This is a genomic window from Paludibacterium flexuosum, from assembly GCF_037076605.1.
GTDB lineage: Bacteria > Pseudomonadota > Gammaproteobacteria > Burkholderiales > Chromobacteriaceae > Paludibacterium.
The window spans coordinates 3,040,915-3,066,936 of record NZ_AP029060.1 but is presented as its reverse complement, the minus strand read 5'-3'; the positions used below and the strand labels follow the sequence as shown (position 1 = coordinate 3,066,936).

General features: G+C 64.0%; 28 protein-coding genes. 4 read left to right on the top strand and 24 right to left on the bottom strand.

Going from position 1 to position 26,022, the window contains the following annotated elements; all coding sequences use genetic code 11:
• Window positions 1-201 precede the first annotated feature (201 nt).
• Entirely contained in the window at window positions 202-819 is a 618-nt protein-coding gene (rlmE, locus tag AACH39_RS14615; RefSeq protein WP_215778247.1) for a 23S rRNA (uridine(2552)-2'-O)-methyltransferase RlmE, read from the bottom strand.
• 87 nt (window positions 820-906) lie between these two features.
• On the opposite strand from rlmE, the gene AACH39_RS14610 reads away from it, so the two are divergent.
• Window positions 907-1,233, top strand: a complete 327-nt coding sequence (locus AACH39_RS14610; protein WP_215778249.1) for a YhbY family RNA-binding protein — start codon at window positions 907-909, stop codon at window positions 1,231-1,233.
• A 27-nt stretch (window positions 1,234-1,260) separates the two neighbouring features.
• On the opposite strand, the gene AACH39_RS14605 is transcribed toward AACH39_RS14610, so the two are convergent.
• The 19 genes from AACH39_RS14605 to AACH39_RS14515 form a co-directional block, all read right to left on the bottom strand.
• The gene (locus AACH39_RS14605; protein WP_215778252.1) at window positions 1,261-1,698 is read right to left on the bottom strand and encodes a DUF4149 domain-containing protein; all 438 of its coding nucleotides are present in this window, start codon (window positions 1,696-1,698) and stop codon (window positions 1,261-1,263) included.
• A gap of 13 nt (window positions 1,699-1,711) precedes the next feature.
• The gene (gene greA, locus AACH39_RS14600; RefSeq protein ID WP_215778254.1) at window positions 1,712-2,188 is read right to left on the bottom strand and encodes a transcription elongation factor GreA; all 477 of its coding nucleotides are present in this window, start codon (window positions 2,186-2,188) and stop codon (window positions 1,712-1,714) included.
• A 147-nt stretch (window positions 2,189-2,335) separates the two neighbouring features.
• Window positions 2,336-5,554 (bottom strand): carbamoyl-phosphate synthase large subunit, encoded by a 3,219-nt coding sequence (gene carB, locus AACH39_RS14595; RefSeq protein ID WP_338620469.1) that lies wholly within the window; start codon window positions 5,552-5,554, stop codon window positions 2,336-2,338.
• A gap of 33 nt (window positions 5,555-5,587) precedes the next feature.
• Window positions 5,588-6,238, bottom strand: a complete 651-nt coding sequence (gene leuE, locus AACH39_RS14590; protein WP_215778258.1) for a leucine efflux protein LeuE — start codon at window positions 6,236-6,238, stop codon at window positions 5,588-5,590.
• A gap of 22 nt (window positions 6,239-6,260) precedes the next feature.
• On the bottom strand, window positions 6,261-7,403 hold the full coding sequence (gene carA, locus AACH39_RS14585) for a glutamine-hydrolyzing carbamoyl-phosphate synthase small subunit (protein WP_215778260.1): 1,143 nt from the start codon (window positions 7,401-7,403) through the stop codon (window positions 6,261-6,263).
• A 196-nt stretch (window positions 7,404-7,599) separates the two neighbouring features.
• On the bottom strand, window positions 7,600-8,100 hold the full coding sequence (gspM, locus tag AACH39_RS14580; RefSeq protein WP_215778263.1) for a type II secretion system protein GspM: 501 nt from the start codon (window positions 8,098-8,100) through the stop codon (window positions 7,600-7,602).
• Window positions 8,094-9,257, bottom strand: a complete 1,164-nt coding sequence (gspL, locus tag AACH39_RS14575) for a type II secretion system protein GspL (RefSeq protein WP_338620468.1) — start codon at window positions 9,255-9,257, stop codon at window positions 8,094-8,096. Before gspL ends, gspM begins: the two co-directional genes overlap by 7 nt.
• A gap of 8 nt (window positions 9,258-9,265) precedes the next feature.
• Complete coding sequence (gene gspK, locus AACH39_RS14570; RefSeq protein ID WP_215778267.1) at window positions 9,266-10,150, bottom strand: type II secretion system minor pseudopilin GspK; 885 nt, start codon at window positions 10,148-10,150, stop codon at window positions 9,266-9,268.
• Complete coding sequence (locus AACH39_RS14565; protein WP_215778269.1) at window positions 10,147-10,695, bottom strand: prepilin-type N-terminal cleavage/methylation domain-containing protein; 549 nt, start codon at window positions 10,693-10,695, stop codon at window positions 10,147-10,149. Before AACH39_RS14565 ends, gspK begins: the two co-directional genes overlap by 4 nt.
• On the bottom strand, window positions 10,692-11,060 hold the full coding sequence (gene gspI / locus AACH39_RS14560; protein ID WP_215778271.1) for a type II secretion system minor pseudopilin GspI: 369 nt from the start codon (window positions 11,058-11,060) through the stop codon (window positions 10,692-10,694). Before gspI ends, AACH39_RS14565 begins: the two co-directional genes overlap by 4 nt.
• Window positions 11,057-11,503, bottom strand: a complete 447-nt coding sequence (locus AACH39_RS14555; RefSeq protein WP_215778273.1) for a prepilin-type N-terminal cleavage/methylation domain-containing protein — start codon at window positions 11,501-11,503, stop codon at window positions 11,057-11,059. The genes gspI and AACH39_RS14555 overlap by 4 nt, the downstream gene beginning before the upstream one ends.
• Before the next feature lie 6 nt (window positions 11,504-11,509).
• Window positions 11,510-11,944, bottom strand: a complete 435-nt coding sequence (gene gspG, locus AACH39_RS14550; protein ID WP_215778276.1) for a type II secretion system major pseudopilin GspG — start codon at window positions 11,942-11,944, stop codon at window positions 11,510-11,512.
• Between the two features lie 63 nt (window positions 11,945-12,007).
• On the bottom strand, window positions 12,008-13,195 hold the full coding sequence (gene gspF, locus AACH39_RS14545; RefSeq protein ID WP_215778278.1) for a type II secretion system inner membrane protein GspF: 1,188 nt from the start codon (window positions 13,193-13,195) through the stop codon (window positions 12,008-12,010).
• 1 nt (window position 13,196) lies between these two features.
• A complete protein-coding gene (gspE, locus tag AACH39_RS14540) occupies window positions 13,197-14,597 on the bottom strand; it encodes a type II secretion system ATPase GspE (RefSeq protein WP_338620467.1) in 1,401 nt (466 codons plus the stop codon).
• Window positions 14,594-16,627: a type II secretion system secretin GspD gene (gene gspD, locus AACH39_RS14535; protein WP_215778283.1), complete on the bottom strand. Its 2,034-nt coding sequence runs from the start codon at window positions 16,625-16,627 to the stop codon at window positions 14,594-14,596. The genes gspE and gspD overlap by 4 nt, the downstream gene beginning before the upstream one ends.
• Window positions 16,627-17,097, bottom strand: coding sequence for a hypothetical protein (locus AACH39_RS14530; protein ID WP_215778286.1), 471 nt, complete (start codon window positions 17,095-17,097; stop codon window positions 16,627-16,629). The genes gspD and AACH39_RS14530 overlap by 1 nt, the downstream gene beginning before the upstream one ends.
• A gap of 218 nt (window positions 17,098-17,315) precedes the next feature.
• The gene (locus tag AACH39_RS14525) at window positions 17,316-19,097 is read right to left on the bottom strand and encodes an acyl-CoA dehydrogenase (RefSeq protein WP_215778288.1); all 1,782 of its coding nucleotides are present in this window, start codon (window positions 19,095-19,097) and stop codon (window positions 17,316-17,318) included.
• Window positions 19,098-19,189: 92 nt separating this feature from the next.
• On the bottom strand, window positions 19,190-20,131 hold the full coding sequence (locus AACH39_RS14520) for an FAD-binding protein (protein ID WP_215778290.1): 942 nt from the start codon (window positions 20,129-20,131) through the stop codon (window positions 19,190-19,192).
• 1 nt (window position 20,132) lies between these two features.
• Window positions 20,133-20,882 carry an electron transfer flavoprotein subunit beta/FixA family protein gene (locus AACH39_RS14515; RefSeq protein ID WP_215778293.1) on the bottom strand — a complete coding sequence of 250 codons (750 nt, stop codon included), beginning with the start codon at window positions 20,880-20,882 and terminating at the stop codon, window positions 20,133-20,135.
• A gap of 272 nt (window positions 20,883-21,154) precedes the next feature.
• Between AACH39_RS14515 and AACH39_RS14510 the strand changes: the two genes are divergently transcribed.
• Window positions 21,155-21,571 carry a MaoC family dehydratase gene (locus AACH39_RS14510; protein WP_215778295.1) on the top strand — a complete coding sequence of 139 codons (417 nt, stop codon included), beginning with the start codon at window positions 21,155-21,157 and terminating at the stop codon, window positions 21,569-21,571.
• A gap of 1 nt (window position 21,572) precedes the next feature.
• Here AACH39_RS14510 and queG read toward each other — a convergent pair whose 3' ends face one another.
• A complete protein-coding gene (gene queG, locus AACH39_RS14505; protein WP_338620466.1) occupies window positions 21,573-22,658 on the bottom strand; it encodes a tRNA epoxyqueuosine(34) reductase QueG in 1,086 nt (361 codons plus the stop codon).
• Between queG and tsaE the strand changes: the two genes are divergently transcribed.
• Window positions 22,657-23,145: a tRNA (adenosine(37)-N6)-threonylcarbamoyltransferase complex ATPase subunit type 1 TsaE gene (gene tsaE, locus AACH39_RS14500; RefSeq protein ID WP_215778299.1), complete on the top strand. Its 489-nt coding sequence runs from the start codon at window positions 22,657-22,659 to the stop codon at window positions 23,143-23,145. The genes queG and tsaE overlap by 2 nt on opposite strands.
• Complete coding sequence (locus AACH39_RS14495; protein WP_215778301.1) at window positions 23,103-24,353, top strand: N-acetylmuramoyl-L-alanine amidase; 1,251 nt, start codon at window positions 23,103-23,105, stop codon at window positions 24,351-24,353. The genes tsaE and AACH39_RS14495 overlap by 43 nt, the downstream gene beginning before the upstream one ends.
• A gap of 66 nt (window positions 24,354-24,419) precedes the next feature.
• Here the strand turns inward: AACH39_RS14495 and AACH39_RS14490 are convergent, their stop codons facing one another.
• The 3 genes from AACH39_RS14490 to coaE are packed head-to-tail and all read right to left on the bottom strand — an operon-like array spanning window position 24,420 to window position 26,016.
• Window positions 24,420-24,602 (bottom strand): DNA gyrase inhibitor YacG, encoded by a 183-nt coding sequence (locus AACH39_RS14490; RefSeq protein ID WP_215778304.1) that lies wholly within the window; start codon window positions 24,600-24,602, stop codon window positions 24,420-24,422.
• An 8-nt stretch (window positions 24,603-24,610) separates the two neighbouring features.
• Complete coding sequence (zapD, locus tag AACH39_RS14485) at window positions 24,611-25,369, bottom strand: cell division protein ZapD (RefSeq protein ID WP_215778306.1); 759 nt, start codon at window positions 25,367-25,369, stop codon at window positions 24,611-24,613.
• A gap of 44 nt (window positions 25,370-25,413) precedes the next feature.
• Entirely contained in the window at window positions 25,414-26,016 is a 603-nt protein-coding gene (gene coaE / locus AACH39_RS14480) for a dephospho-CoA kinase (RefSeq protein ID WP_215778308.1), read from the bottom strand.
• Window positions 26,017-26,022: the final 6 nt, after the last annotated feature.

The following is a 26,022-nucleotide window of genomic DNA, read 5'->3' as shown; positions in this document are numbered from 1 at the left end:
CTCTGTGCCCTACTTGCTGGTTTCCGATTGATTCGGATTGTAACCCCCGGCGCGCTTAATGTCAGCGTCGTCACATGCGACCAAGCGCAATGACAGTATCCACCGGGCTTTCATCGCCACAGGCACGTGCGAAAACTTCACGCGGCATGCCGGATTGTCGTTCCGTTGTCAGATATTGGGCTGAGTAGGCAAATTGCAAGCTCAGCGCCGGCCACGACCCAGCAGATAGACCTCGCTGGAGCGATCGCGCGAGGCCTTGGGCTTGCGTGTCAGCACTTCGCCGAACAGTTCGCGCATGGCTTTCATATAGGCCTGGAACTCGCTGCCCTGGAAAACCTTGACCAGGAAATGCCCGCCCGGCTTGAGGTGATCGCGGGCGAAGTCCAGTGCCAGCTCGGTCAGGAGGAAGCTGCGCGCCTGATCAATACTGCTCATGCCGGAGATATTCGGCGCCATGTCGGAGATCACCAGATCCAGTGCCCGGCCGTCGAGCAGCTCGATGAACTGCTCCAGCACTTCTTCCTCGCGGAAGTCTCCCTGAATGAAGTTCACCCCCGGCACCGGATCCATCGGCAGGATATCCAGGGCGAACACCCGCCCCTGATCGCCGACGATACGCGCCGCCACCTGCGACCAGCTGCCCGGGGCACTGCCCAGATCAGCCAGCACGGTACCCGGGCGAATCAGTTTGTCTTTCTCGTTGATTTCCAGCAGCTTGTACGCCGCACGGGCGCGATAGCCGTCTTTCTGTGCCATGTGCACATAAGGATCGTTCACATGTTCCTGCAGCCAGGCATTGCTGGATTTGCTTCGTTTCATACTGGATGGCTCGTTGTTTCTGGCAAGTGATTGGGATTATGACTAAATTCTAGTAAAATCCGCTTTTAGTCAGGAATTTACCCATACATGAAAATTGAACTTGCTACCTTTGAGCGCCAGTACCTCAAGGGTCTGGCTCATGGTGTCGATCCGGTGGTGATGATCGGCAACCAGGGTCTGTCCGAGTCGGTGATGCGTGAAATCGCCATCAGCCTGGACGCTCACGAACTGATCAAGATCCGCGTGCAGGGCGATGACCGCGACGCGCGCATCGCCATGTTCGAGCAGATCTGTGATCAGCTCGACGCCGCACCGGTACAGCATATCGGCAAGCTGCTGGTCATCTGGCGACCGTCCGACAAGCAGCGCATCGTGCTGCCAAAAAGCAAGAAGGCGCTGAAAGCAGCGCCTTGATCCGCAACGGGCCAGTCGGCCCGTTTTTCATTTCCCGCTGTCGACCTTGATCACGTACACCAGCCCCATCAGGCTCTGCACCAGATAAATCAGGCTGGAGATCGCGTGCCAGGTGCCAAAACCGCCGCCAAACAGGCCTTCTGCCGCCTGGTTCATGTGCTGCTTCAGATTGCTGATGATTGGCGAGACGGCGAACTGGTTGATCACCGTGCACACCAGCATGCCGAACACCAGCCAGAAGGCGGCGGTTTTCAGCCCGCGCACGCCCTCTTTCCAGATGACGTGAACCAGCAGGAAGGTCCCGCACACCAGCCCCACCCAGGCAATGGACTGGAACAGCCGTCCGGCCACCATGCCGGCCGACATGCGATCGAGCAGGGCAAACAGCACCGGCGTCACCAGAATGCCGATGGCCCACATACCGCCGATCCAGAAGGTTTTGGCAACCGCCTTCAAGCCGTCCATGGCATCCCCCGCGTCAGATGTATTGCACTTCCAGCACTTCGTATTCGCGCACACCGCCCGGCGCCATGACTTCAGCCACGTCGCCTTCTTCCTTGCCGATCAGTGCACGGGCGATCGGCGAATTGACCGATACCTTGCCCAGCTTGATGTCGGCCTCATCGTCGCCGACGATCTGGTAGGTGACTTTGTCTTCGGTTTCCAGATCCATCAGCGAGACAGTGGTGCCAAAGACGATGCGTCCTTCGGCATCCAGCGTGGCCGGATCGATGATCTGGGCGTTGGACAACTTGCTCTCCAGATCGGCGATACGCCCTTCGACGAAGGCCTGGCGTTCCTTGGCGGCATCGTATTCGGCATTTTCCGACAAGTCGCCGTGCGAACGCGCTTCGGCGATGGCCTCGATCACGGCGGGACGCTCAACGCTCTTCAGGCGTTGCAGTTCTTCTTTGAGCATTTCTGCGCCACGCACGGTCAACGGGACTTTACTCATTCTTTCTCTCCAGCGGCGGAATGCCCGCCATCATCAAAAACACAAGCCGCCGTACGGGACGGCGGCTTGGCTGCTGCTAACTTTAATGCTGATTGTAACGGCAAATTGTCCGGCATTCAAAGCCCGACGCTTGCATCACCCTGTCAATCAGCGGATTTGATCTCCCAGCAAGGCATGGAGTTCCTGCACGCTGTACACGTCGAAGTCAGCCGCATGCGCCAGACCCAGGCAGACCGCCTTGGCGCCGGCCAGCGTGGTGTGCAGCGGGATGCGCGCCTGCAGGGCAGAGCGACGGATCGAGCGGCTGTCCTGCAGCGCCTGACGCTTCTCGGTCACCGTATTCACCACCAGGGCAATCTCGCCGTTCTTGATCATGTCGACCACGTGCGGACGGCCCTCAGTGACCTTGTTGACGCGCTGAACCACGATGCCGGCATCGAGCAGACTGCGGGCGGTACCTCGTGTGGCGCAAACGCCAAAACCCAGCCGCTGCAGCTCGCGGGCGATTTCAATGACACCGTTCTTGTCAGTGTCGCGTACCGACAACAACACCTTGCCCGACTTGGGCAGCACGTCGCCGGCAGCCAGCTGGCTCTTGACGAAGGCCTCGGCAAAACTCTTGCCCACCCCCATCACTTCGCCGGTCGACTTCATCTCCGGCCCGAGCACCGTATCGACCCCCGGGAACTTGATGAAGGGGAACACCGCTTCCTTGACCGAATAGTAGGCCGGCACCACCTCGCGCTCGACGCGCTGCTCGGCCAGCGAGATACCCGCCATGGCGCGTGCCGCCACCCGGGCCAGCGGCACCCCGGTGGCCTTGGAGACAAACGGCACCGTCCGGCTGGCCCGCGGATTGACCTCCAGCACGTAGATCTCGTCGCGCTGGATGGCGAACTGCACATTCATCAGGCCAACAACGTTCAGGGCGCGGGCCATGGCGATGGTCTGGCGGCGAATTTCATCGCGCAGGGACGGGAACAGGCTGAACGGCGGCAGCGAGCAGGCCGAATCGCCGGAGTGCACCCCGGCCTGTTCGACGTGCTCCATGATGCCGCCGATCACCACCTGCTTGCCGTCGGCCACGCAGTCGACATCCACTTCGATGGCGTCATTGAGGAAGCTGTCGAGCAGCACCGGGCTGTCGTTGGACACCTTGACCGCCTCGCGCATGTAGCGCTCCAGATCGGCCTCGGCGTGGACAATCTCCATCGCCCGCCCCCCCAGCACATAGGACGGACGCACCACCAGCGGATAGCCGATCTCGGCCGCCAGGCGCAAGGCCTCTTCCGGGCTCCTGGCGGTGCGGTTTTCCGGCTGTTTGAGTCCGAGCGACTGCAGCATCTTCTGAAAACGCTCGCGGTCTTCGGCGGCATCGATCATGTCCGGCGAGGTGCCGATGATCGGGACGCCATAGCTTTCCAGCGCACGCGCCAGCTTGAGCGGCGTCTGCCCGCCATACTGCACGATCACGCCGAACGGCTGCTCGACATGCACGATCTCCAGCACGTCTTCCAGCGTCAGCGGCTCGAAGTACAGGCGGTCCGAGGTGTCGTAGTCGGTGGAAACGGTTTCCGGGTTGCAGTTGACCATGATGGTCTCGAAGCCGGACTCGCGCAGACTCAGGGCCGCATGCACGCAGCAGTAGTCGAATTCGATGCCCTGGCCGATGCGGTTCGGCCCGCCGCCCAGCACCATGATTTTCTTGCGCGCCGAAGGCGCGGCCTCGCACTCCTCCTCGTAGGTGGAGTACAGATAGGCCGTCGAGGTCGCGAACTCGGCCGCGCAGGTGTCAACACGCTTGTAGACCGGACGCACCTTCAGCGCCCAGCGCCGTGCACGTACTTCGGCAGCCGGGACGCCCAGCAGGGTGGCCAGCCGGGCATCGGAGAACCCCTTGCGCTTGAGACGGAACAGCGCGTCATGGTCCAGCGCCGCCAGCGACTGGCCGCCGAGCGCCTGCTCTTCGTGGACCAGGTCCTCGATCTGCGCCAGGAACCAGGGGTCGATGTGCGACTCTTCGAACACTTCGTCCAGACTCATGCCGACGCGGAAGGCATCGGCCACGTACAGGATCCGCTCCGGGCCGGGCGCACCCAGTTCGTGGCGGATTTCCTCCGGGTCAGTCGAGCGCGGATCAAAACCGCTCAGACCGGTCTCCAGTCCGCGCAGGGCCTTCTGCATCGACTCCTGCAGGCTGCGGCCGATGGCCATGACTTCGCCCACCGATTTCATCTGGGTGGTGAGACGGTCGTCGGCCAGCGGGAATTTCTCGAAGGCAAAGCGCGGGATCTTGGTGACCACGTAGTCGATGGACGGCTCGAACGACGCCGGGGTAGCGCCGCCGGTAATGTCGTTCTTCAGCTCGTCCAGGGTGTAGCCGACGGCCAGCTTGGCCGCCACCTTGGCAATCGGGAAGCCGGTCGCCTTGGAAGCCAGCGCCGAGGAGCGCGAGACCCGCGGGTTCATTTCGATGACGATCATGCGGCCGTCTTCGGGGTTGATGGCGAACTGCACGTTGGAGCCGCCGGTATCGACGCCGATCTCGCGCAGTACCGCGATCGAGGCATTGCGCATCAGCTGGTATTCCTTGTCGGTCAGCGTCTGCGCCGGCGCCACGGTGACCGAGTCACCGGTATGCACCCCCATCGGGTCGAAGTTCTCGATCGAGCAGATGATGATGCAGTTGTCCTTGCAATCGCGCACCACCTCCATCTCGTACTCTTTCCAGCCCAGTACCGACTGCTCGATCAGCAGCTCGTGGGTGGGCGAGGCCTCGAAACCACGCTCGCAGATGGCGGCAAACTCCTCGCGGTTGTAGGCAATGCCGCCGCCGGAACCGCCCATGGTGAAGCTGGGGCGGATCAGGGTCGGGAAGCCGACCTGGCTCTGGGCGGCCAGGGCCTCCTCCATGCTTTGCGCCACAAAGGACAGCGGGCAGGACAGGCCGATCTTTTCCATGGCCTCCTTGAAGCGGCCACGGTCTTCTGCCTTGTCGATGGCATCTTCGGAGGCGCCGATCAGTTCGACGCCATAGCGCTCGAGCACGCCATGTCGCGCCAGGTCGAGCGCGCAGTTCAGGGCGGTCTGACCGCCCATGGTCGGCAGCAGGGCATCGGGCCGTTCCTTGGCAATGATCTTTTCCAGCACCTGCCAGTTGATCGGCTCGATATAGGTCACGTCGGCCATTTCCGGGTCGGTCATGATGGTGGCCGGATTGGAGTTGACCAGAACGATCTTGTAGCCCTCTTCGCGCAGGGCCTTGCAGGCTTGTGCGCCGGAATAGTCGAATTCGCACGCCTGGCCGATCACGATCGGGCCGGCGCCGATAATCAGGATGCTCTTGATGTCAGTACGTTTTGGCATATTGCACGCTCATCATGGATGTCTTTGTTTTTGCTAGCCCAGGCTCGCCATGGCGAGCTTGGCGCCGAAGCCGAGGAACATGGCCCCGACCCCGCCCTTGAGCACCGACGACAGCCCCTGGCGTCGTCGGAAGGCATGCGCCAGTCGCGTACCGGCAAAGATCAGCGTCGACAGATAGAGCGCGCTGAAACATTGCAGGATGGCGCCGAGCGCCAGGAAGGTCAGGGCCGGATGCGGGTAGGCCGGATCGACGAATTGCACGAAGAACGACACGAAGAACAGGATGGCCTTGGGATTCATCAGGCTGATACCGAGCGAACGGCTGAACGGTCGCGACAGGGCGATGGCCGGCACACTGGCCTCCGGCACATCCTGGCCGCGCAGCCGCCAGGAGCGCACGCTGCCGCGCAGCATGGCGATACCCAGCCAGGCCAGATATGCCCCGCCGGCATACTTGATGCCGGCAAACAGCAGCGGATTGGTCTTGAGCAGCGAGGCCGCCCCGGTGGCCGCCAGCGTCATCAGCACCGAGTCCCCGACGAAAATGCCACAGGCGCCGCGAAAGCCCTGGCCGATACCGCGCTGTGCCGCCACGGACAGCACATACAGCGAATTCGGTCCGGGCAACAGCACAATCACGATCACACCAAGCACGTAGGTAGTCAGGTCGGTAATCCCCAGCATCCGGTTCTCCTTAGTCGTTGGCTCAGGCGCGGGTACGGGCACGTTGCTGGTCGATGGCCACAGTGAAGCGATCGAACAGATAGGCCACATCCTGAGGTCCCGGACTGGCTTCCGGGTGACCTTGAAAACCGAAGGCCAGACGGTCGGTCAGGCTGATGCCCTGCACCGTGCCGTCGAACAGGCTGCGGTGCGTCACGCGCACATTGGCCGGCAACGAGGTTTCATCGACATGAAAACCATGGTTCTGGCTGGTGATCATCACCCGCCCGCTGTCGAGATCCTGCACCGGGTGATTGGCGCCATGATGGCCGAACTTCATCTTGCCGGTTCGGGCGCCGCTTGCCAACGCCAGCAACTGGTGGCCAAGGCAGATACCGAACAGCGGCATGCGCAGATCCAGTAACTGGCGGATAGCACGAATGGCGTAGTCACAAGGCTCCGGATCCCCGGGGCCATTGGACAGGAAGACCCCGTCAGGTTGCAGCGCCAGCACTTCGTCGGCCGGCGTGGTAGCCGGCACCACGGTCAGGCGGCAGCCGCGTTCGGCCAGCATGCGCAGAATGTTGTGCTTGACGCCAAAGTCGTAGGCCACCACATGGCGCGCCACATCGCGGCGCGGCACGAAGCCCTGGCCGAGACGCCATTCGCCCTCCTGCCATTCATAAGGGGAGGTGCAGCTGACTTCGCGCGCCAGATCCTGGCCGGCCATCGAACCGAAGGCCTGTGCCAGTGCCACGGCGCGCGCAGGGTCGATGTCCCCGGCCATGATGGTGCCGGCCTGGGCCCCGCCTTCGCGCAGGATACGCGTCAATCGTCGGGTGTCGATGCCGCCAATCGCCACCACCTTGTGTTCGCGCAGGTAGTCGGACAGCGATTGTCCGGCCCGGAAGTTGCTGTGTCGCAGCGGGACATCGCGCACGATGAGCCCAGATGCAAAAACGGCGCGAGATTCGTTGTCTTCCGAATTCGCGCCGACGTTTCCGATATGGGGATACGTCAAGGTGACGAGTTGCTTGCAGTATGAGGGATCGCTGAGGATTTCCTGATACCCCGTGATGGCAGTATTGAATACCACCTCACCGACCGACAGGCCGGTGGCGCCGATGGCGTGCCCCGTGAAAAGGCTGCCGTCGGCCAGTGCGAGAATAGCGGCTGTTGCTGACACGGCTGGCTCCTGGTGAGTCTTTTTATGATTGTCTGACGTGAATAACGGGACTGGCGCCACGCGCTCGTCCCGTTTTGCCAAACCTTCTCATCATATGATCATCAGCCTTTTCTGGCAACAGAAACTTATATTTTTGCGACATGAACGTAAACAAAGACGACGTGAAGATAAGTACTGACCACCTGACAGATCGCGCTCAGGGCCGGGCACCGCTGAATACCGCATCAACCTCGACCAGCCCAGACCCCACGGCCTGCACGCGCAGCTGGCTGACGCGCACTGCATGGCGCTGCTGCAGCTCGGCCAGCAGGTGCAGCCAGCCATCAAAGGCAACCCGCCCCGCCAGCCGCACGCCGTCAGCCTGCCGGGACCACTGCCAATCGTGATGATCCAGCCCCTGCGCCTCGGCCAGTTGCGCCAGACGCTCGGGAAGCTGCGCCAGGGGCAGCGACGGTTGGACACTTTGCCCGCGCAGCGCCTGCCAGTCCTGCGCGACGGCCTGCAGACGGGCTGCGTCGCCCTGCACTTCGATCAGAACCTGACGCGAGGTCTGCACCGCCTGCCACAGTGGCCCGCGCCACACGCCGTATTGCAGGCCAAGCAGGAGCAGCAGCGCCAGCGGCGGCCAGAGCAATCGCCACGGACGCACAGCCCGCGACAGCCAGCGCGGTCGACGCCAGACCAGGCGGCTCACCATGCCCCCTCCGCGTCGGGGCGGGCGGCAAAGCGCAGCGTCAGTTGCAGGGCATCGGCCTGCGCCACGTGCCAGCCCCCCTGCGCCAACAGTCGGGATTGTTCACGGCTCAGGCGCGGGAAGGGTCGGCTGCCCTGCAGGGTCAGCAAACCTTGCCGATAGTGCAGTCCCTGCAATGCCCCGGCCTCGGCCAGCCCGGAAGGCAGGGCGGCCAGCATCGGCAGCAAGTCGCCGTCCTGTGCCAGCCCATGCTGCAGCCGTCGCTGTGCCAGCTGCTGGCGGGCCTGGTCCAGCACTTCGGCACCAGCGGGCCGCGGCGTCACCCCCATAGGCTGCGCCAACTGCTGCATCTGAGCCACCAGCTGTGCACGCTGCCAGCTGAGCCAGCCCCACTGCGCCATCAACCAGCCCCCCTCCAGCAGCGACAGCAGCGATAACAGCACGACCCCCTCGCGGCACAGCGCCGGGACACGGCGCAGGGTGCGCCACCAGCGCGCCAGAGAGGGTGAAAAGTCATGAGCGCAGACCGGTTGCGCCTGCTGCCAGCGGCAGTCCGGCTGCCGCCGCCAGGGCAGATCCGCCAGCGCATCCGGCAGAGCACTGTCACCGCACAGCCACAGTTGCTGAGGTTCTCCCCGGCGGCGCAGCGTCGCCCACAGCGCATCCCCCTGATGCGGCACGCACAGTGTCTGCCCGTCGGCAAAACGCACCGCCCAGACAGCCTCTCGCCGGGCCACGACCCAGGTGTCCGCAGGCGGCAAGGGCAGGCACTGCTCCTCAGGCACGATGGCGCTGACAGCGACGCCCTGCCGCCCGAGCCAGCCCAGCACCGCCTGCAGCGGCGCCTGTGCGGTCAGACACACCCGCAGATCCGTCCTGTCCGGCAGGCTGGCATAACGATTGTCCTCCGCCTCATTGAGCAGGCCCTCTTCCAGCGCATAAGCGATCAGGGCCGAGGTCTGCCGCCGGGTACCGCCGGGCAATGCCACGCGCGCACAGCGACTCGTCCCGGCGGCCAGCACCAGCAGGCATTGATCAGCCCCCCGGGGCAGCACCCCTCCCTGTCCGCTACTCAGCGTCCGGCCCTGGGCATCGCTCAGGCTCCAGAGCACTTCCGATTCGGCCGTCGTGGCCGACAGATACACGCGCAACACCGACATCGGCTATCTCACTCCGCAAGAGGGGGCAAGGCCCCCGGTTCTGCCCGCCGAAGCAGGCGCACCCGCCCGGCCTCCACTTGCAGGATGGCCTCGACATGGCGCTCGGCACGCTGATGCCGGACGACACCATGCAACTGAAACAGCACCGAGCTGGTCGCAAACAAGCTGGGGCGCAACACGGCAGCAGCCCCGACCCGACTGGCAAAATCCGCCTGATCACGAAACGGCAAGGTACGACGCTGCTGCAAGACACGCGCCAGCGCAGCCGGCGCCACCTCCGGCAACAAGGCCTGCAACAGCGGCAAGGGCGCCGTGTTCAGATTGATTCGGCTGAAGGAGCTCGGCAGCAGACTTACCAGCGGACCCAAACGCTGCATGACGGCCGGGGTGTAGCCACTGACCTCGGCCAGTTGCCGCCAGTCGCGCAATCCGCGTACCGCTTGACCACTGCCGCCCTGGCCATCAGCCGGGCGCAGCCCCTGCCAGCGCACCAGTTGATCGGCCAGCGTCCCCGGCAGCTGCAAGGACTGCAACAGCCGCTGATAGGCCTCGAGCATGTCCTGATTGACTCGCCCGTCCGGCAGACCCAGTGCATTGAGGTTCAACCTTGACTGCAAGTCATGCAGCCGGGCCTGCCAGTGATAGTCACCCTCGCTACCCTGCCAGGGACGGGCCCAGGACTGGTTCAGCGCCACGATGGCACGACTATGCAGACGGGTTGCCGCCCAGGCCAGCTGGGCATCCAGCAGCAAGCGCATCTGAGCCCGCTGACGATCCACTTCCACCTGCTGCCACCACAGCCCCTGTTGCCACAACACCAGACTGGCGGCCGAAGCGGCCAGCGCCACCAGTAACAGCGCCATGATCACCGCCATGCCGGACTGACGCCTCATGGCAACCGCCAGAAGCGTGTCACGCTGCCCAGGGCACGGTCGCGCACCTGCATTTCCAGCAAACGAGGCCGGTTGGCCGAAGCGCCGTGCCACTGCTCGACCCAGCGCCCGTCATCCAGTTGCAGGCGCCACTGCACCCGGGCGCCGGAAGACAACAGGGGAAAGAACTGGCCGTCGGCACGGCTGCTGGACCAGGCCAGGCCTTCCTGACCGGCGCGATAGCGTACCTGGTCCAGGCTGCCGGGCGAGGGCGTGCCGGGCAGCCAGACGCTCAGCACCTGATTCGTGGGTTCGCCCTGCAGCAGCAGGCGGGGCCGGGGATCCGCGCCATCCAGGGGGGGCAGGCGATCAAGATCATGCCCCACGCGGGCGAACACCCGGGCCAGATCGACCCATTGCGCCGAGACCGACAGCAACCGTTCACGGGCGATCAGCAGGGCACTGAAGCCCTGGTAACCCAGCACGGACAGGATGGCCATCAGACTCATGGCCACCAGCAACTCGATCAGGGTCATGCCCTGCTGCCTGGCCGATGGCGCCGTCATGAGCGCGCCCCCGGCAAATAGGCCACTAACCGTGCCAGGGGATAATCCCGCCCGGCATCGGCCTGCACGCTGACCTCGATCCGCAGCAAGCTGCCTTCGAACAAAGGAGAAACCTGCTGGCGCCAATACCAGCGCCGCTCGTCCAGCTCGACACTGCCTTGCTGCAGACCAGGGACCGGTGGCGTCCCTGCCGTCTGCAGCAGGGCGAGATGATCTTCGGCCACCCAGCCTGCCAGCATGCGCTCGCGCAGTACCATACTGTTCTCGGCGGCCAGACCGCTGACTCGCAGCAGGGCCGACAGGGCAATGGCGGTAATCGCCAGTGCCACCAGTACCTCCAGCAGGGTAAAGCCTTGCTGCCTCATGGCGCCGCGCCGTCCAGCGAGACCCGCCCCAGCGGCGACAGACTCAAATCCACCTGATGCCCGCCGCCGGTCAGACGCAAAACCAGCCAGGGGCTCTGCCCTTGCTGCCACAGCGGCCAGGGCTGCGCGGCAGGGGCACGCAGAATCTGAGCCTGAACCCCTTCCGGCCAGGCATGCGCCGCAAAGAAGTCATCGCCGGCCGGCTGCCAGCGCCCGGCGACATCGCGCCGCACGAAGGCATAGCCGGCCGGTTGCCAGCGCAGCGCCAGCGGGTCGCCCTCCTCTGCCATGGCGACGCCCTGCTCCAGCATCCGCGCCAGACGATAGCTTTCTTCCTGCAATTGGCGATGCGTGTCCGGGCTGATCGACAGGGTCAGGGTGGTGGTCAGGATGCCGATGATGGCCATGACCACCAGCACCTCAAGCAGGGTGAAGCCGCGCATCGTGCCTCACTGCATCCAGTTGCCGATATCGCCATTGACGCCGCTGCCGCCCGGCTGGCCATCGGCCCCCAGACTCCACAGATCGATCTCGCCATGCGCCCCGGGATTGAGATAACGATACGGCGTCCCCCAGGGATCAAGCGGCAGTCGCTCGAGATAACCGCCGGGTTTCCAGTTGCGCGGCAGCGGCGGCGTGGCCGGCTGCTGGATCAGCGCCTGCAAGCCCTGGACCGTGGTCGGGTAACGACCGTTGTCCAGGCGGTACAGTTTGAGCGCCTGCATCAGGGCATTGATGTCCTGGCGTGCCGCCACCACCCGGGCCTCATCCGGGCGGCTCATGACCTTGGGCACCACCAGGGCGCCCAATACCCCGAGGATGACGATGACCACCATGATTTCGATCAGGGTGAAGCCGCGCTGCATCTTGGCCGATGACTGCATGAAAACTCCTTGAAACGCCGTGAAGGCAGGTTGATGGCAAAACCGGAAATCGGGTGGCTGCACTCAGTGCACCATCTGGTTCATGTCGATGATCGGCAGCATGATGGCCAGCACGATCACCAGCACCACGCCCCCCATGCACAGAATCAGCAGCGGTTCCATCAGTGCGCTCATGGTGCCCAGCCGTCGCTCGACCTCCTGTTGCTGCTGCAGGGCGGCCCGCTCCAGCATCAGCGCCAGGGTACCGCTGGACTCTCCGCTGCCCACCAGGTGCACCAGCACCGGGGGAAAACAGCCGCGTGCCGCCAGGGCACGCGACAGCGGCTGCCCTTCGCGCACCTGGGTCATGACCTCGTCCATGGCGTCACGCAGCAGCAGACAGCCGAGCAGCGGCTGGACGGTGGCCAGGGCAGACAACAACGGCACGCCGCTGGACACCAGGATCGCCAGCGTGCTGGCCATGCGGGCCGTGTTGATGGCCAGCAGCAGACTGCCAAACAATGGCAGGGCGAGCAGCAGGGACTCGCTGCGCCGGCGCCATGCCGGCCGCGATAACAGGCGGCGCAGGCACAGCACCACACTCAGCAGGCCAGGCAACAGCAGCCAGCCCCATTCACGCAAGCCGGCGGACAGGGCCATCAGGGCCCGCGTCAGCCACGGCAGCGTCTGATGGCTCTGGACAAACACCCCGACAACCTGCGGCACCACCCAGGTCATCAGGCCGCTGACCACCAGCAAAGCAACCAGCATGACGGCCAGCGGATAGGCCAGCGCCTGAATCAGTTTCTGCCTTGCGCTGGCACGCCGGGCCAGATAGTCGGCCAGCCGGACCAGCACGCTGTCCAGACGGCCACTCTGTTCCCCGGCCTCGATCAGCGCACGGTACAGCGGCGAAAACACGCCGGGACGCTGGGACAGCGCCCCGGCCAGACTTTGCCCCTGCAGAATGTCCGTGCGCAGCGCTTCCAGCACCTGCCGTGCCGGGCCCTGACCGGTCTGCTCGATGACGGCGCTGAGCGCTCGTTCCAGCGGCAACCCGGCCTCCAGCAAGGTGGACAACTGCTGGGTCAGCAACACCAGACTGCCGGCCGGCAGGCGCAGGCGCCGCTGCCGGCCTGGCAACTGCAACGTCAGCGGCATCAGCCCCTGTTCGCGCAGGCGGCTGCGTGCCTGGCGCGCACTTTCGGCCTGCAGTGTTCCACGGAGGCGCCGTCCGTCCTTGTCGAGTGCCTGATAGCGATAGCTGGCCATCTCAGGTCCGGGTCACACGCAAGACCTCTTCCTGAGTGGTCTCGCCGCGCTCGACAAGCCGCAGACCATCCTCGCGCAGACTGCGCATTCCCTGCGTCTGCGCGTGCTGCCGCAGTTGCTGTTCCGAGGCCGCGCCGTGGATCAGCCGCTGCAATTCGGCATCAACCAGCAACAACTCGTACAGACCGGTACGACCACGGTAGCCACTACCACCGCAGGTCGGGCAGGCATGCCTCACCGGCCCCGCCCGTGTGGTGCGGCAATCCGGGCAACAGCGTCGCACCAGCCGTTGCGCCATGACCGCCAGCAGCGACGAGGCCAGCAGAAATGGCTCCACCCCCATGTCCACCAGCCGCGTCACGGCACTGACGGCATCATTGGTATGCAGGGTAGCCAGCACCAGATGGCCGGTCAGCGAGGCCTGAATGGCGATCTGGGCGGTTTCCAGATCGCGGATCTCGCCGATCATGATGACATCCGGGTCCTGGCGCAGGATGGCGCGCAGGGCACGGGCAAAGCTCATGTCGATGCGGGCATTCACCTGGGTCTGGCCAATACCCGGCAGGTGGTACTCCACCGGGTCCTCGACGGTCATGATGTTGGTCTGATCGGCATCCAGCCGCGACAGGGCTGCATACAGGGTGGTGGTCTTGCCCGAGCCGGTCGGCCCGGTCACCAGCAGGATGCCGTGCGGCTGACGAATCACCCGGTCGACGGCCGCCAGGGTGTCGGGCGGCATGCCCAGCGCGCCCAGGTCCAGGCGGGCGGCCTCCTTGTCCAGCAGACGCAGCACCACCCGCTCGCCAAAGCCGGTCGGCAGGGTCGAGACCCGGACGTCGACCGGCCGCCCCCCAAGGCGCAGCGAGATGCGGCCATCCTGCGGCAGGCGCCGCTCGGCAATATCCAGGCTGGCCATGATCTTGATGCGCGACACCATGGCGGCATGCAATGCCCGGTGCGGACGGGCAATGTCGCGCAGCGTGCCGTCCAGGCGAAAGCGCACCACCGAATACCCCTCGAAGGGCTCGATGTGGATGTCGGAGGCCTGCTCGCGCAAGGCCTGCGCCAGCAGCGCATTGATCATGCGGATGATCGGGGCATCGCCCTCGCTCTCCAGCAGATCTTCCACCGTGGGCAGGGACTCGATCAGCCGGGCAATATCCAGGGTCTGGCCGATGTCCTCGACCACGCCGGCCGCCCCGTCATGCTCGGCATAGTGCGCCGCCAGGGCCTGGCCGAAGGCCGTCTCCGTCAGCAGGACGACCTGTGCCGGTGGGCCGAACAGGCGCAGCACCTCACTCCATCCCTCCGGCGCCGCATCCTCGCGCACCTGCCAGCTGCCATCCGGCAGCAGCAGCACGCCCTGATCACGGGCAAAGGCAAAGGGCAGACGACGGCTCATGGTGCGCCGCCCTCCCCCTGCAGCGACTTGATGCCGCTGGGCAGCGCTTCCAGCGCGCTGCGGGCATCCAGCGCCAGCGGGCTCGTCCGGCGCGCATAGCTGTCGCCCAGAATGTAGCGATAGCGCTCTTCGGCGATGGCGCGCGCACCGCCGTCATCCCGCACGATGGTCGGTTTGAGGAACACCAGCAGATTGGTTTTGTTGCGGGCCTTCACCTGATGCCGGAACAGCCAGCCCAGACCGGGGATGTCGCCCAGCAGCGGGATCTTGTCCTGATTGTTGCTGACGGTCTCCTGGATCAGCCCGCCGATGGCGATGATGCCGCCATCCTCGACCGTGACCGAGGTTTCCACCGAGCGGATGTTGAAGGTCGGGAGAGTGGAGTTGGCACTGGCCGGATCAATGGAGGAGGCCGTCTGCAGGATCTTCATGCGAATGCTGCCGCCCTCGGAGATCTGCGGCACGATGGCCAGCTTGAGGCCGACCGTCTTGCGGTCATAGGTGGTAAAGGGCGAGGCCGTATTGCTGCCTGAGCCGAGATTGCTGTACTGACCGGTCTGTACCGCGATTTCCTGGCCGACCTCGATGCGCGCCGGTTCGTTGTCGGTCGCCATCAGCGTCGGGTTGGAGAGGATATTGCCCTGAGCCTCGGTCTCGAGTGCGCGGGCCAGCACCGTCAGGTCCAGCACATTGCCCAGACCCTTGACGTGCAAGACACCAGCCCCGCTTCCGGCCGTGAGTCCCAGCCCCTGACTGCCCAACTGAAGCGCCAGCGTATTGCCGCCGGCCGACCCACTGCCGGGCTGTGTCTGCAGCGCCTGCCAGCGCACGCCCAACTCCTGCAGACGCTGTGCCGAGACCTCCATGACCAGGGTCTCGACATGGACCTGAGCGCGCCGGCGATCCAGCAGGTCGATCACATTGCGCAGGTTGCGATACATGCTGTCCGGCACATTGAGAATCAGGGCATTGCTGGCGGTATCAGCCTGCACCAGCGTACTGGCCGGAGTGTTGCCGGCGGCGGATCCGTCGGGCGCTGCCGCCGGATCGGCCGCCAGGGGTGCGGCATTGCTGCTGCCGGCGTCCTGATTGCCGGCGACCTGCCCCTGGCCGATCCCGCTGGCGGCGGGGGATGAGGGCAGGCTGCTCTTGCGCGTTTCGGCCAGCGGGGCGGCACTGCTGCTCAACAGGGCTCGCAAGGTTTGCGCCACGCGGGCGGCATCGGCGTTTTTCAGGTACACCACCCGTACATTGGCACCGGCCTGGCTGGGCTGATCCAGCATCTGCACCAGTTGCCGCACCTGGTTAAGCCGCCCCGGCAGGTCGGCACGCACCAGCAACACATTGGCCCGGCTGTCGGCATTGATGATCAGCCGGCTGCCCTCACTGCCGGCATCCTGCAGCAGCTTGCCCAGCGTCGTCGCCAGCTCACTGGCCGAGGCATAAAGCAAGGGAACCACGGCCGTCTGACTGTCGGCCACGCCCTCCAGGCTGGCCACGATGCTTTCGATGCGGCGCAGGTTGTCGGCGTAGTCCGTCACCACCAGCGCATTGGCCTGGGCAAAGGCGGACAAGGCATTGTTGGGAGACACGATCGGCCGGATGACCGGCAGCAACTGTGCCGCATTGCTGTTTTTCAGGGTGAAGACCCGGGTGATCAGTCGCTCGCCGCCCTGACCGCCCCGAGTCGCAACACGGGCATGCAGCTTGGCATCCGACTCGGGCACGATCTTGACCACCCCCTCCCCCTCGACCGCGCTGAAGCCCTGCAGACGCAGTGAGGACAGCAGGATCTGGTAGGCCAGCGCCCTTGACACCGGCTGGGAGGAGATAATGTTGACGGTACCTTTGATGCGCGGGTCGAGCAGGAAGTTGTGCCCGGTCATCTCGCCGATGGCGCGCACCACGGTCTCGATATCGGCATTGGCAAAATTGAGCGTGACACTCTCCCTGCCCGCCGGCGTGGCGCCAAGCGGCGTGTTCAGTGCGGCCAGCAGGAACAGCAGCCCCGCCAGGTGGTGGCGCGGCATCACTCGTCGTCTCCCGGCAGCGGCAGGGCATCCTGACCGCCCCCCTCCCCCGCCGGGGTCGTCTGCCGGCTGAGGGGATAAAAGTGCTGATGGCGTCCCTGAGCCAGAATCAGGCCATCCGGCGCAATCGCCTGCACGCGCCATTGTTCCAGTTGCTGACCGGCCAGCAGCGCCAGGCTGGCGCCATCACGGCGGGCAATGGCAAAGCCGGGCTGATGCGCCCCGTGGCCGGGCGCAAAGACGCCGAGCACGACCAGACCAGGCGGGTCGGGGGGCACAAGCGGGCCGAACCAGTGTGCCGACGCCAGACGGCTGGCGGCCTGCTGCAAGTCCGGTGCGGCCGCGGGCTTTGCCATCACGACAGGCAGCGTCGGCAAAGTCAGCAGCCGCCAGCCGGACCAGACCAGGCAGAGACACAGCAGCGCCCAATGGCGACGAAAGGGGAAGCGGGAAATATCGATGACGTTCATTGTGTCCGAGCGTACTGATCGTGGCCTCGCCCTTCACCTGACCGGAGGAACGGGAGGCGGCACGAGCAGAACACTGATTCAGGCTGATAATCAATCGGACAATTATTAATAGCTGCTTTCAAATGGCAAGGCGGCGCGGTCGATCCATGGCGGCCGGCCAAAAAAAACCGCCGTGCGGTCCCTTGGGACGGCACGGCGGTGGCAGGCGGGGAAGCCGCTCAGAAGCTGGCTTCGCCCAGCTCCAGCACGCTTTCGGCCCCTTCGACGATGGCATGCGCCAGGCCGGCGGTCTGCGGCAGCAGGTGTTCGCCATAAAAGCGCGCGGTGACCAGCTTGGACTGCAGGAAATCCTGATCGGCGCCCTCCTCGGTCAAGCCACGCTGGGCAATCAGCGCTGCCCGTCCCATTTGCCAGCCGCCGAGTACGATACCCATCAGCTTGAGGAAGGGTACCGAGCCGGCTGCCGGCCATTCCGGCCGGGTAGTGAAATGTTCGAGCACGAAACCGATGGCGCGACTGGCGTCTGCTGCGGCACGACGCAAATTGCGCGCCAGACCGCTCTGCCCGGCAGCCTCCAGCTCGCGCACCGTCACCAGAACCTCTTCCAGCAGCCCCTGCGCCACGGCGCCCTGGTCACCGGCAGTCTTGCGGCCGATCAGATCCAGCGCCTGGATACCGGTCGTGCCTTCGTAAATCGCCGTGATGCGCGCGTCGCGGTAGTACTGCGCCACGCCGGTCTCCTCGATATAGCCCATGCCACCGTGTACCTGGATGGCCATCGAGGTGATCTCATTGGCCTGTTCGGTATTCCAGCCTTTGACGATGGGGATGAGGAAATTCAGCAGTGCCTGGTTGCGTGCACGCTCTTCCGGTACCGGATGATGGCCGGCACGATCCAGTGCGGCGGCGGCATAGCAGGCCAGTGCCCGTTGCGCCTCGATCTGCGCCCGCATGGTCATCAGCATGCGGCGGATATCTGGATGGCGAATGATCGGTACGCCTGCGGCATCGGCGGCGCCGACGGCACGGCTTTGCACGCGCTCGCGGGCATAGTTGACCGCGGCCTGATAGGCGCGCTCGGACACTGCCAGCCCCTCTACCCCGACGCCGAGACGGGCATGGTTCATCATGGTGAACATATAGGCCAGGCCTTTGTTCAGCTCGCCCACCAGATAGCCGACGGCGCCGCCCTGATCGCCAAAACTCATCACGGCAGTCGGGCTGCCGTGAATGCCCAACTTGTGTTCGATCGACACGCAGCGCACATCGTTGCGGGCGCCGAGGCTGCCATCGGCATTGACCAGGAACTTGGGCACGATGAACAGCGAGATGCCCTTGACACCGGCCGGGGCATCCGGCAGTCGGGCCAGCACCAGATGGACGATGTTGTCCGCCATGTCATGCTCGCCCCAGGTGATGAAGATCTTCTGGCCACTGATGCGGTAGCTGCCGTCGGCCTGGGCTTCGGCCCGAGTGCGGACCTGCGCCAGATCGGAACCGGCCTGCGGTTCGGTCAGGTTCATGGTGCCGGTCCATTCGCCGGTCGCCATGCGCGGCAGGTAGAGGTCCTTGAGGGCCTCGCTGGCATGGTGTTCGATCGCTTCGATGGCCCCCAGGGTCAGCATCGGTGCCAGGGAAAAAGCCAGGTTGGCCGAACACCACATTTCTTCGGCCGCCAGCGCCACCAGGGCCGGCAGGCCCTGGCCGCCATAGGCTGCCGGGGCGCGCAGGCCGACCCAGCCGGACTCGACATAGCCCTTCCAGGCCTGCTTGAAGCCCGGGGCGGCGGTCACCTCGCCATCGTGCCAGCGTGCCCCCTGGTCTCCCTGGCGGTTGATCGGTGCCAATTCCTGTTCGGCGAACTTGGCGCCCTCCTCCAGGATGGCCTCCACCAGTTCAACGCTGCAATCCTCATAGCCCGGCAGGCTGCAGACCGATGGCAGCTCGGCAATCTGGTTGAGCACGAAATTGAGCTCTTTCAGCGGTGCCTTGTAGTTCATGCTGTTTCTCCCGTGTTGCTGTGTTTTTATATGAAAAAACCGGCAAACGCGCCCCTCGTGCGTTGCCGGTCTGTTTACTGCGACATGCCTGCTCAGCCCTTGGACAGTTCAGCCAGCAGCTCGGGCACCACGGTGAACAGATCGCCGACAATGCCGTAATCCGCCACCTGGAAAATCGGTGCCTCTTCGTCCTTGTTGATGGCCACGATGACCTTGGAATCCTTCATACCGGCCAGATGCTGAATGGCACCGGAGATCCCGACGGCAACATACAGCTGCGGCGCCACCACCTTGCCGGTCTGACCGACCTGCAGGTCATTGGGCGCATAACCGGCATCCACGGCGGCGCGCGAGGCACCGAGTGCCGCGCCCAGCTTGTCGGCCAGCGGCGCCAGGACGGCCTGGAACTGATCGGCCGAACCCAGGGCACGCCCGCCCGACACGATGATGCTGGCGGCGGCCAGCTCGGGACGATCCGACTTGGTCAGCTCCTGCGAGACAAAGCGCGACACACCGGCATCCGCGGCAGCGGCAATGTTCTCCACGGCAGCGCTGCCGCCGCTGGCAGCCACGGGATCAAACGCCGTGGTACGCACGGTGATGACCTTGACGCTGTCGGCAGACTCGACCGTAGCCAGCACGTTACCGGCGTAGATCGGGCGCACGAAGACATTGGGCGATTCGACGGCCACGATGTCGGAGATCTGCGCCACGTCCAACAGGGCGGCGACGCGCGGCAGGAAGTTCTTGCCGCTGGCGGTGGCCGGCGCCAGCACATGGCTGTAGCCCTTGGCCAGACCCAGCACCAGATTGGCCAGATTTTCAGCCAGACCGTGGGCATACAGCGCATCGTCGGCCAGCAACACCTTGCTCACGCCGGCGACCTGACGGGCCGCTTCGGCAACGGCGGCGCAACCCTGGCCGGCCACCAGCAGGTGAATCTCGCCGCCGATCTTGCCGGCCGCAGCAACGGTGTTCAGGGTGCCTGCTTTCAGGCTGTGATGATCGTGTTCAGCAATAACAAGAATGGCCATGTCACAGCACCTTTGCTTCGTTCTTGAGTTTGGCCACCAGCTCGGCTGCGTTGGCCACCTTGATGCCGGCAGCACGGCTGCCCGGCTCGGCGACTTTCACGGTCTTGAGACGCGGCGCCGGATCCACCCCCAGCTCGGCCGGGGTGAGTTTGTCCAGCGGCTTCTTCTTGGCGGCCATGATGTTCGGCAGCTTGACGTAGCGCGGCTCGTTCAGACGCAGGTCGGTGGTCACGATGGCCGGCAGACGCAGATCCACGGTCTCCATGCCGCCGTCGATTTCACGTGTCACCTTGATGGTTTCACTGCCCAGCTCGACCTTGGAGGCAAACGTGCCTTGCGCCCAGCCCAGCAGGGCGGACAGCATCTGGCCGGTCTGATTGGCATCGTCATCGATGGCCTGTTTGCCGAGGATGATCAGTTGCGGCTGTTCGCGCTCGGCCACGCTCTTGAGCAGCTTGGCCACGGCCAGCGGCTGCAGTTCGACCTCGGTTTCCACCAGAATGGCGCGGTCGGCCCCCATGGCCAGCGCGGTACGCAAGGTTTCTTCACACTGCTTGACCCCGAGCGACACCACCACGATTTCCGAGATCTTGCCCGCCTCTTTCAGCCGGACGGCCTCTTCCACCGCGATTTCGTCGAACGGATTCATCGACATTTTGACATTGGCGATGTCAACGCCGGAACCATCGGCTTTGACACGGACTTTGACGTTGTAATCAACAACGCGCTTTACAGCTACAAGGGCTTTCATCGTTCTGGTTCACCATATTGAGTTGTATCAAAGGCGGTGCGTATCGGCGTTCGCCGTCGCGTCCGGTCTGGGTGCCGGCTGGGCGAACGGTGAAGACGTCCTGATTATGCATGATCATCCATTTCAAACAATCGTTTGTTTGGAGTGACATCAGCATATCGTCGCAAAAATGCAACCAAATCCAGATACTACGTCATCTGACGATAATTTGCATGGCGTCAAACTGCGGTAGTATGGACGTCCATTTCTTTGTCATAGCCAGGAAGCACACCATGACCGTTTACTTCGAAGAGTTGAAAGTGGGCGATGTTGCCGAGTTCGGCAAAACCATCACCGAAGCCGATGTGCTGATGTTTGCCGCCGCCAGTGGCGACACCAATCCGGTGCACTTCAACCAGGCCTATGCCGAAACCACACCGTTCAAAACCCGCATTGCCCACGGCATGCTGACGGCCAGCCTGATCTCGACCATTCTCGGCACCAAGCTGCCGGGCGAAGGCACGATCTATCTGTCGCAATCGGCCAAATTCAAGGCGCCGGTGAAGCTGGGTGAAACCGTGATCGCTCGTGCCACGGTGATTGCGCTGGACGAGGCGAAGAAGCGGGTGACGCTGGCCACGCAATGCCTGGTCGGCGACAAGGTGGTGATGGAAGGCGAGTCGCTGGTGATTGCCCCCAGCCGCAGCTGATTCAAGCCCGGTCCGGCACGCCGTGCCGGGCCAGCGCCCAGGCCACATGCTCGCGCACCAGCGCGGAGGGATGATCGGCCCGCGCCTGCAGGGCCGCGATCACCGCGGGGCTGCCCGGCGCATTCCCCAGCCCCACGGCCAGATTGCGCAACCAGCGTTCGAACCCGATGCGATAGATCGGACTGCCGGCCAAGCGGGCATGAAAATCTGCTTCACTCCAGGCAAACAAATCCACCAGACTGGCCCGGTCCAGCCCGTGCCGGACCGCGAAATCGGCCTCACTCGCCGGCACGGCAAAGCGATTCCACGGACAGGCCAGCTGGCAGTCATCACAGCCATAGACACGATTGCCGATTAATGGCCGCAACGTTTCGGGGATGGGACCGGCCAGCTCGATGGTCAGATAAGAGATGCAGCGGCGTGCATCGACCTCATACGGCGCCACGATGGCACCGGTGGGGCAGGCGCTGATGCAGCGCGAGCAACGGCCACAATGCCCTTGCTGCGCGGCATCTTCCGGCAAGGGCAAGGTGGTAAACAGTTCGCCGAGGAAAAACAGCGAACCCTGCTCCCGGGTCAGCAGCAGCGTATGTTTGCCGCGCCAGCCCAGCCCGGCCTGGCTGGCCAGCGACACTTCCGCCACCGGGGCGCTGTCGGTAAAGGCCCGGTGGCCGTAAGGACCGATGTGGGTCTGAATGCGCTCCGCCAGTTTCTGCAGGCGGTTGCGCAGCACCTTGTGGTAGTCGCGCCCCAGGGCATAGCGCGACAGATAGGCCTGCTGACCATCCTGCAACTGCGTCATGGCATCGGCTGCCGTCTGCGGCCAGTAGTTCATGCGCACGCTGATGACCGACAAGGTCCCGGGGACCAGCGCGGCGGGCTGCACGCGCAGCACGCCGTGGCGCGACATATAGTCCATCTCGCCATGATGGCCCTTGCTCAGCCAGTCATTCAGCCGTGCCTCGGCGGCCGCCGGCAATGACGGGCGGGTAATACGGGCGTCGGCAAACCCCAATTCATGGCTCCAGGCTTTGATTTGCCGCGCCAATTCGGGATAATCCGGTGTTTGAAAGGATATTTCGCTCATGGACTCACATGATACCAGCCTATGTTATCTGCCAGACGAAGCCGCTACGCTGGCGCTCGCCGGGCGGTTTGCACGCGCACTGACGCCGGGGCTGGTGATTCATCTCCATGGCGATCTGGGTGCCGGCAAGACCACCTTCACTCGCGGCCTGCTGCAAGGACTGGGCTATCAGGGCAAGGTCAAGAGTCCGACCTATACCCTGGTGGAAACTTATTCCCTGCCCGCTTTGACACTACACCACTTCGACCTCTATCGCTTTGCCGATCCCGAGGAGTGGGAAGACGCGGGCTTTCGCGATTATTTCGCGGCAGACACGGTCTGTCTGGTGGAATGGCCGGACAAGGCACAGGGGCTGTTGCCGCCACCGGACCTGATCCTGGCACTGGAGGTGGCCGACAGCGGCCGTCATTACCGATTCACCGCATTGAGCGAGGCAGGAAAAACATGTCTGACACGCCATTCGACCCCACCCGCCGCCGATTGCTGAATCTGGCGGCAGCCACGCTGATCCTGTCGGTCAGCCGGGTCAGCCGTGCAGCCGAAAGCCAGTTGGTCGCCGTCCGCGTCTGGCCGTCTTCGACCTATACCCGGGTCACGCTGGAAACCAGCGCGGCCGTGCAGTTCAAGACCTTCACCCTGGCCAACCCTGACCGTCTGGTGGTGGATCTGCAGGGCATCAGCCTGAATGGCATCCTCAAGGATATCGGCAGTCAGATCAGCGCCAGTGACCCGTATATCAAGTCGGCACGCGCAGGCCAGTACTCTCCGGACACGGTGCGTCTGGTACTGGAGCTGAAAACACCGATCAAGCCGCAGGTGTTTACCCTGGCGCCGGTGGCGGACTTCAAGAACCGCCTGGTGGTCGACCTGTATCCGGGCGGGGCCGCAGCGGCACAGGATGACCCGCTGCTGGGGCTGCTGGAGGATTACAACAAGGGCACCATGACGCAGCCGGACGTGCGCACCCGCAACAAGCCCTCCCCCAGCCAGGGCCGCCCGATCGTGATCATGCTCGACCCCGGCCATGGTGGCGAGGATCCCGGTGCCACCGGCCCCGCCGGCAATCACGAAAAGCATGTCGTGCTGAAAATCGCTTCGCTGCTCAAGTCCCTGATCAACGCCGATGGCAAGATGAAGGCTTACATGACGCGCGAAGATGACGTCTTTATTCCGCTCGGTGTACGGGTGGCCAAGGCGCGCAAGCTGAACGCGGATCTGTTCATCTCGATTCATGCCGATGCCTTCACCACGCCGCAAGCCAGCGGGACATCGGTTTTTGCCTTGTCGGAAAAAGGCGCGACCAGTGCGGCAGCACGCTTCCTGGCACAAAGCCAGAACGAGGCCGACTTGATCGGCGGGGTGAAGATTGCCAATACGCGCGACAAATATCTGGCCAATACCCTGTTCGACCTGACGCAGACCGCCACCATCAATGACAGCTTGAAGCTGGGCCGTCTGGTGCTCAACCAGGCCGGTTCGCTCAATCGCCTGCACAAGGGCAAGGTCGAGCAGGCCGGGTTTGCGGTGCTCAAGGCACCGGACATTCCTTCTATCCTGGTCGAGACCGCCTTCATCAGTAATCCGGATGAAGAACAGCGGCTGATCAGCGGGGAGTTCCAGCAGAAAATGGCGCAGGCGATTTATGATGGCATCAAAGCCTACTTCGCCCAGGGTGCTGCGCTGGCCCGGGTCTGAGGAGGGTGGCCAGCGAAAGAAAAAACGGGGCGATTCGCCCCGTTTTTTCTTTCGGCTGTCCGGCGGTCAGATTTCATTTTCCATCGGCTCGGTCTCAACGGCCGGCAGGCGATAGCCCTCTTCGGCCCACTGGCCGAGATCAATCAGCTTGCAGCGCTCGGAGCAAAACGGCCGCCAGGTGCTGGCAGCCACCCAGCGCACCTTGGTGCGACAGGTCGGACAACGGACGACAGTGACAGATTCAGACATTTTCAAAGTTAAAATTTGCAGTGGGTCAGGCCGAACTCGATGTCGCTCTCGGTCTGGCGGGCACGCGACTCACCGGTGCCGGCCTCGATGAAGCGGATGTTCAGCGCGTATTTGTTGGCGGACAGCTCGGGCAGGATGCCCAGCGTTTCATCGTAATTCACCCGGATCAGCTGAACCACCTTGCCGCCAGACATTTGCTGGAATGCACCGTGGCGGGCCACGTAGTGGTGGGTTTTACCACTGTCGCGCAGGATTTGCAGCAGGATGCGCGTGGCTTCGGCAGTCGGCATCAGCGGGGCAACCCAGCGTTTCAGGTCGATGCGTCGCTCATCGGAGGTTTTTTCCTGCCACAGATGGTAGGAGGGCAAATCGAACTGGCAAGTCCCGCCCGGAATGCCTGCCCGCTGTTTGATGGCCATCAGCCATTCGTTTTCGCGCAGATGCTGGCCGAATTTGCCGGTCAGGGCCAGCAGATCGGTCGAGGTCGCCTCGATCGACTCCAGCACCCCTTCCAGGGTTTCTTCCGCCACATTCGGGTTGTCGCGCAAGGCCTCGAGCATTTGCTTCTGTCGCTCGAGTTCCTGCAGCAGATCCGCCTTCAGATCGGCCCTGGACGCGGTTTCCATCAGCTCGAACAGCACCAGCAGCGCAGCATGATGCTCGTAGCAATGCTCACGCTCGATGAAAAAGCCGAGCCGTCCATAGAGCTGTTCCAGTCTGAGCAGGATCCGAGTCCGCTCGGTGACAGGGAATTCAAAACTGATCACGACGCGTCCGCCCTTCTTGGTGGCTTTGATTCAGGATGGTTAATCTAGCTGAGAATGGCATGATAATAACGATGTTTCTCCTCAACTTGAAGCCTCAAATCATCCAATGAGCCGTTATTGTGGATAATATCGTCCGCGCGGGCCTGTCTTTCTGCCCGAGACATCTGCGCCGCCATGATGGCGCGCACCTCCGTATCGGACAATCCACTGCGTTGCGCCACGCGCGCCACCTGCAGCGACTCGTCACAATCGATCAGCAAACTGCGTGAAATCAGGGTCAGATAGCGCTGGCTTTCAAACAGCAGCGGCACCACCAGCAGCGCGTAAGCCCCCTGTGCCTGCTGCAGCTGACGCATGCCGTGCACCATGATCATGGGGTGCAGGATCGCCTCCAGCCGTGCACGCGCCTGCGGATCGGCAAACACCTGCTGCCGCATCGCCACCCGGTTCAGGGAACCATCCGGCAACACACACTCGGCACCAAACGCCTGGCGCAACGGCGCCATGGCCTCGCCATCGGGCCCGGTCAGACGGCGCGAGATGACATCAGTGTCGACGACCACCACCCCCAGCCCGGCGAACAGATCAGCCGCCGCGCTCTTGCCTGAACCGATACCGCCGGTCAGGCCCACTACCTTGATTGCCATGGTTCA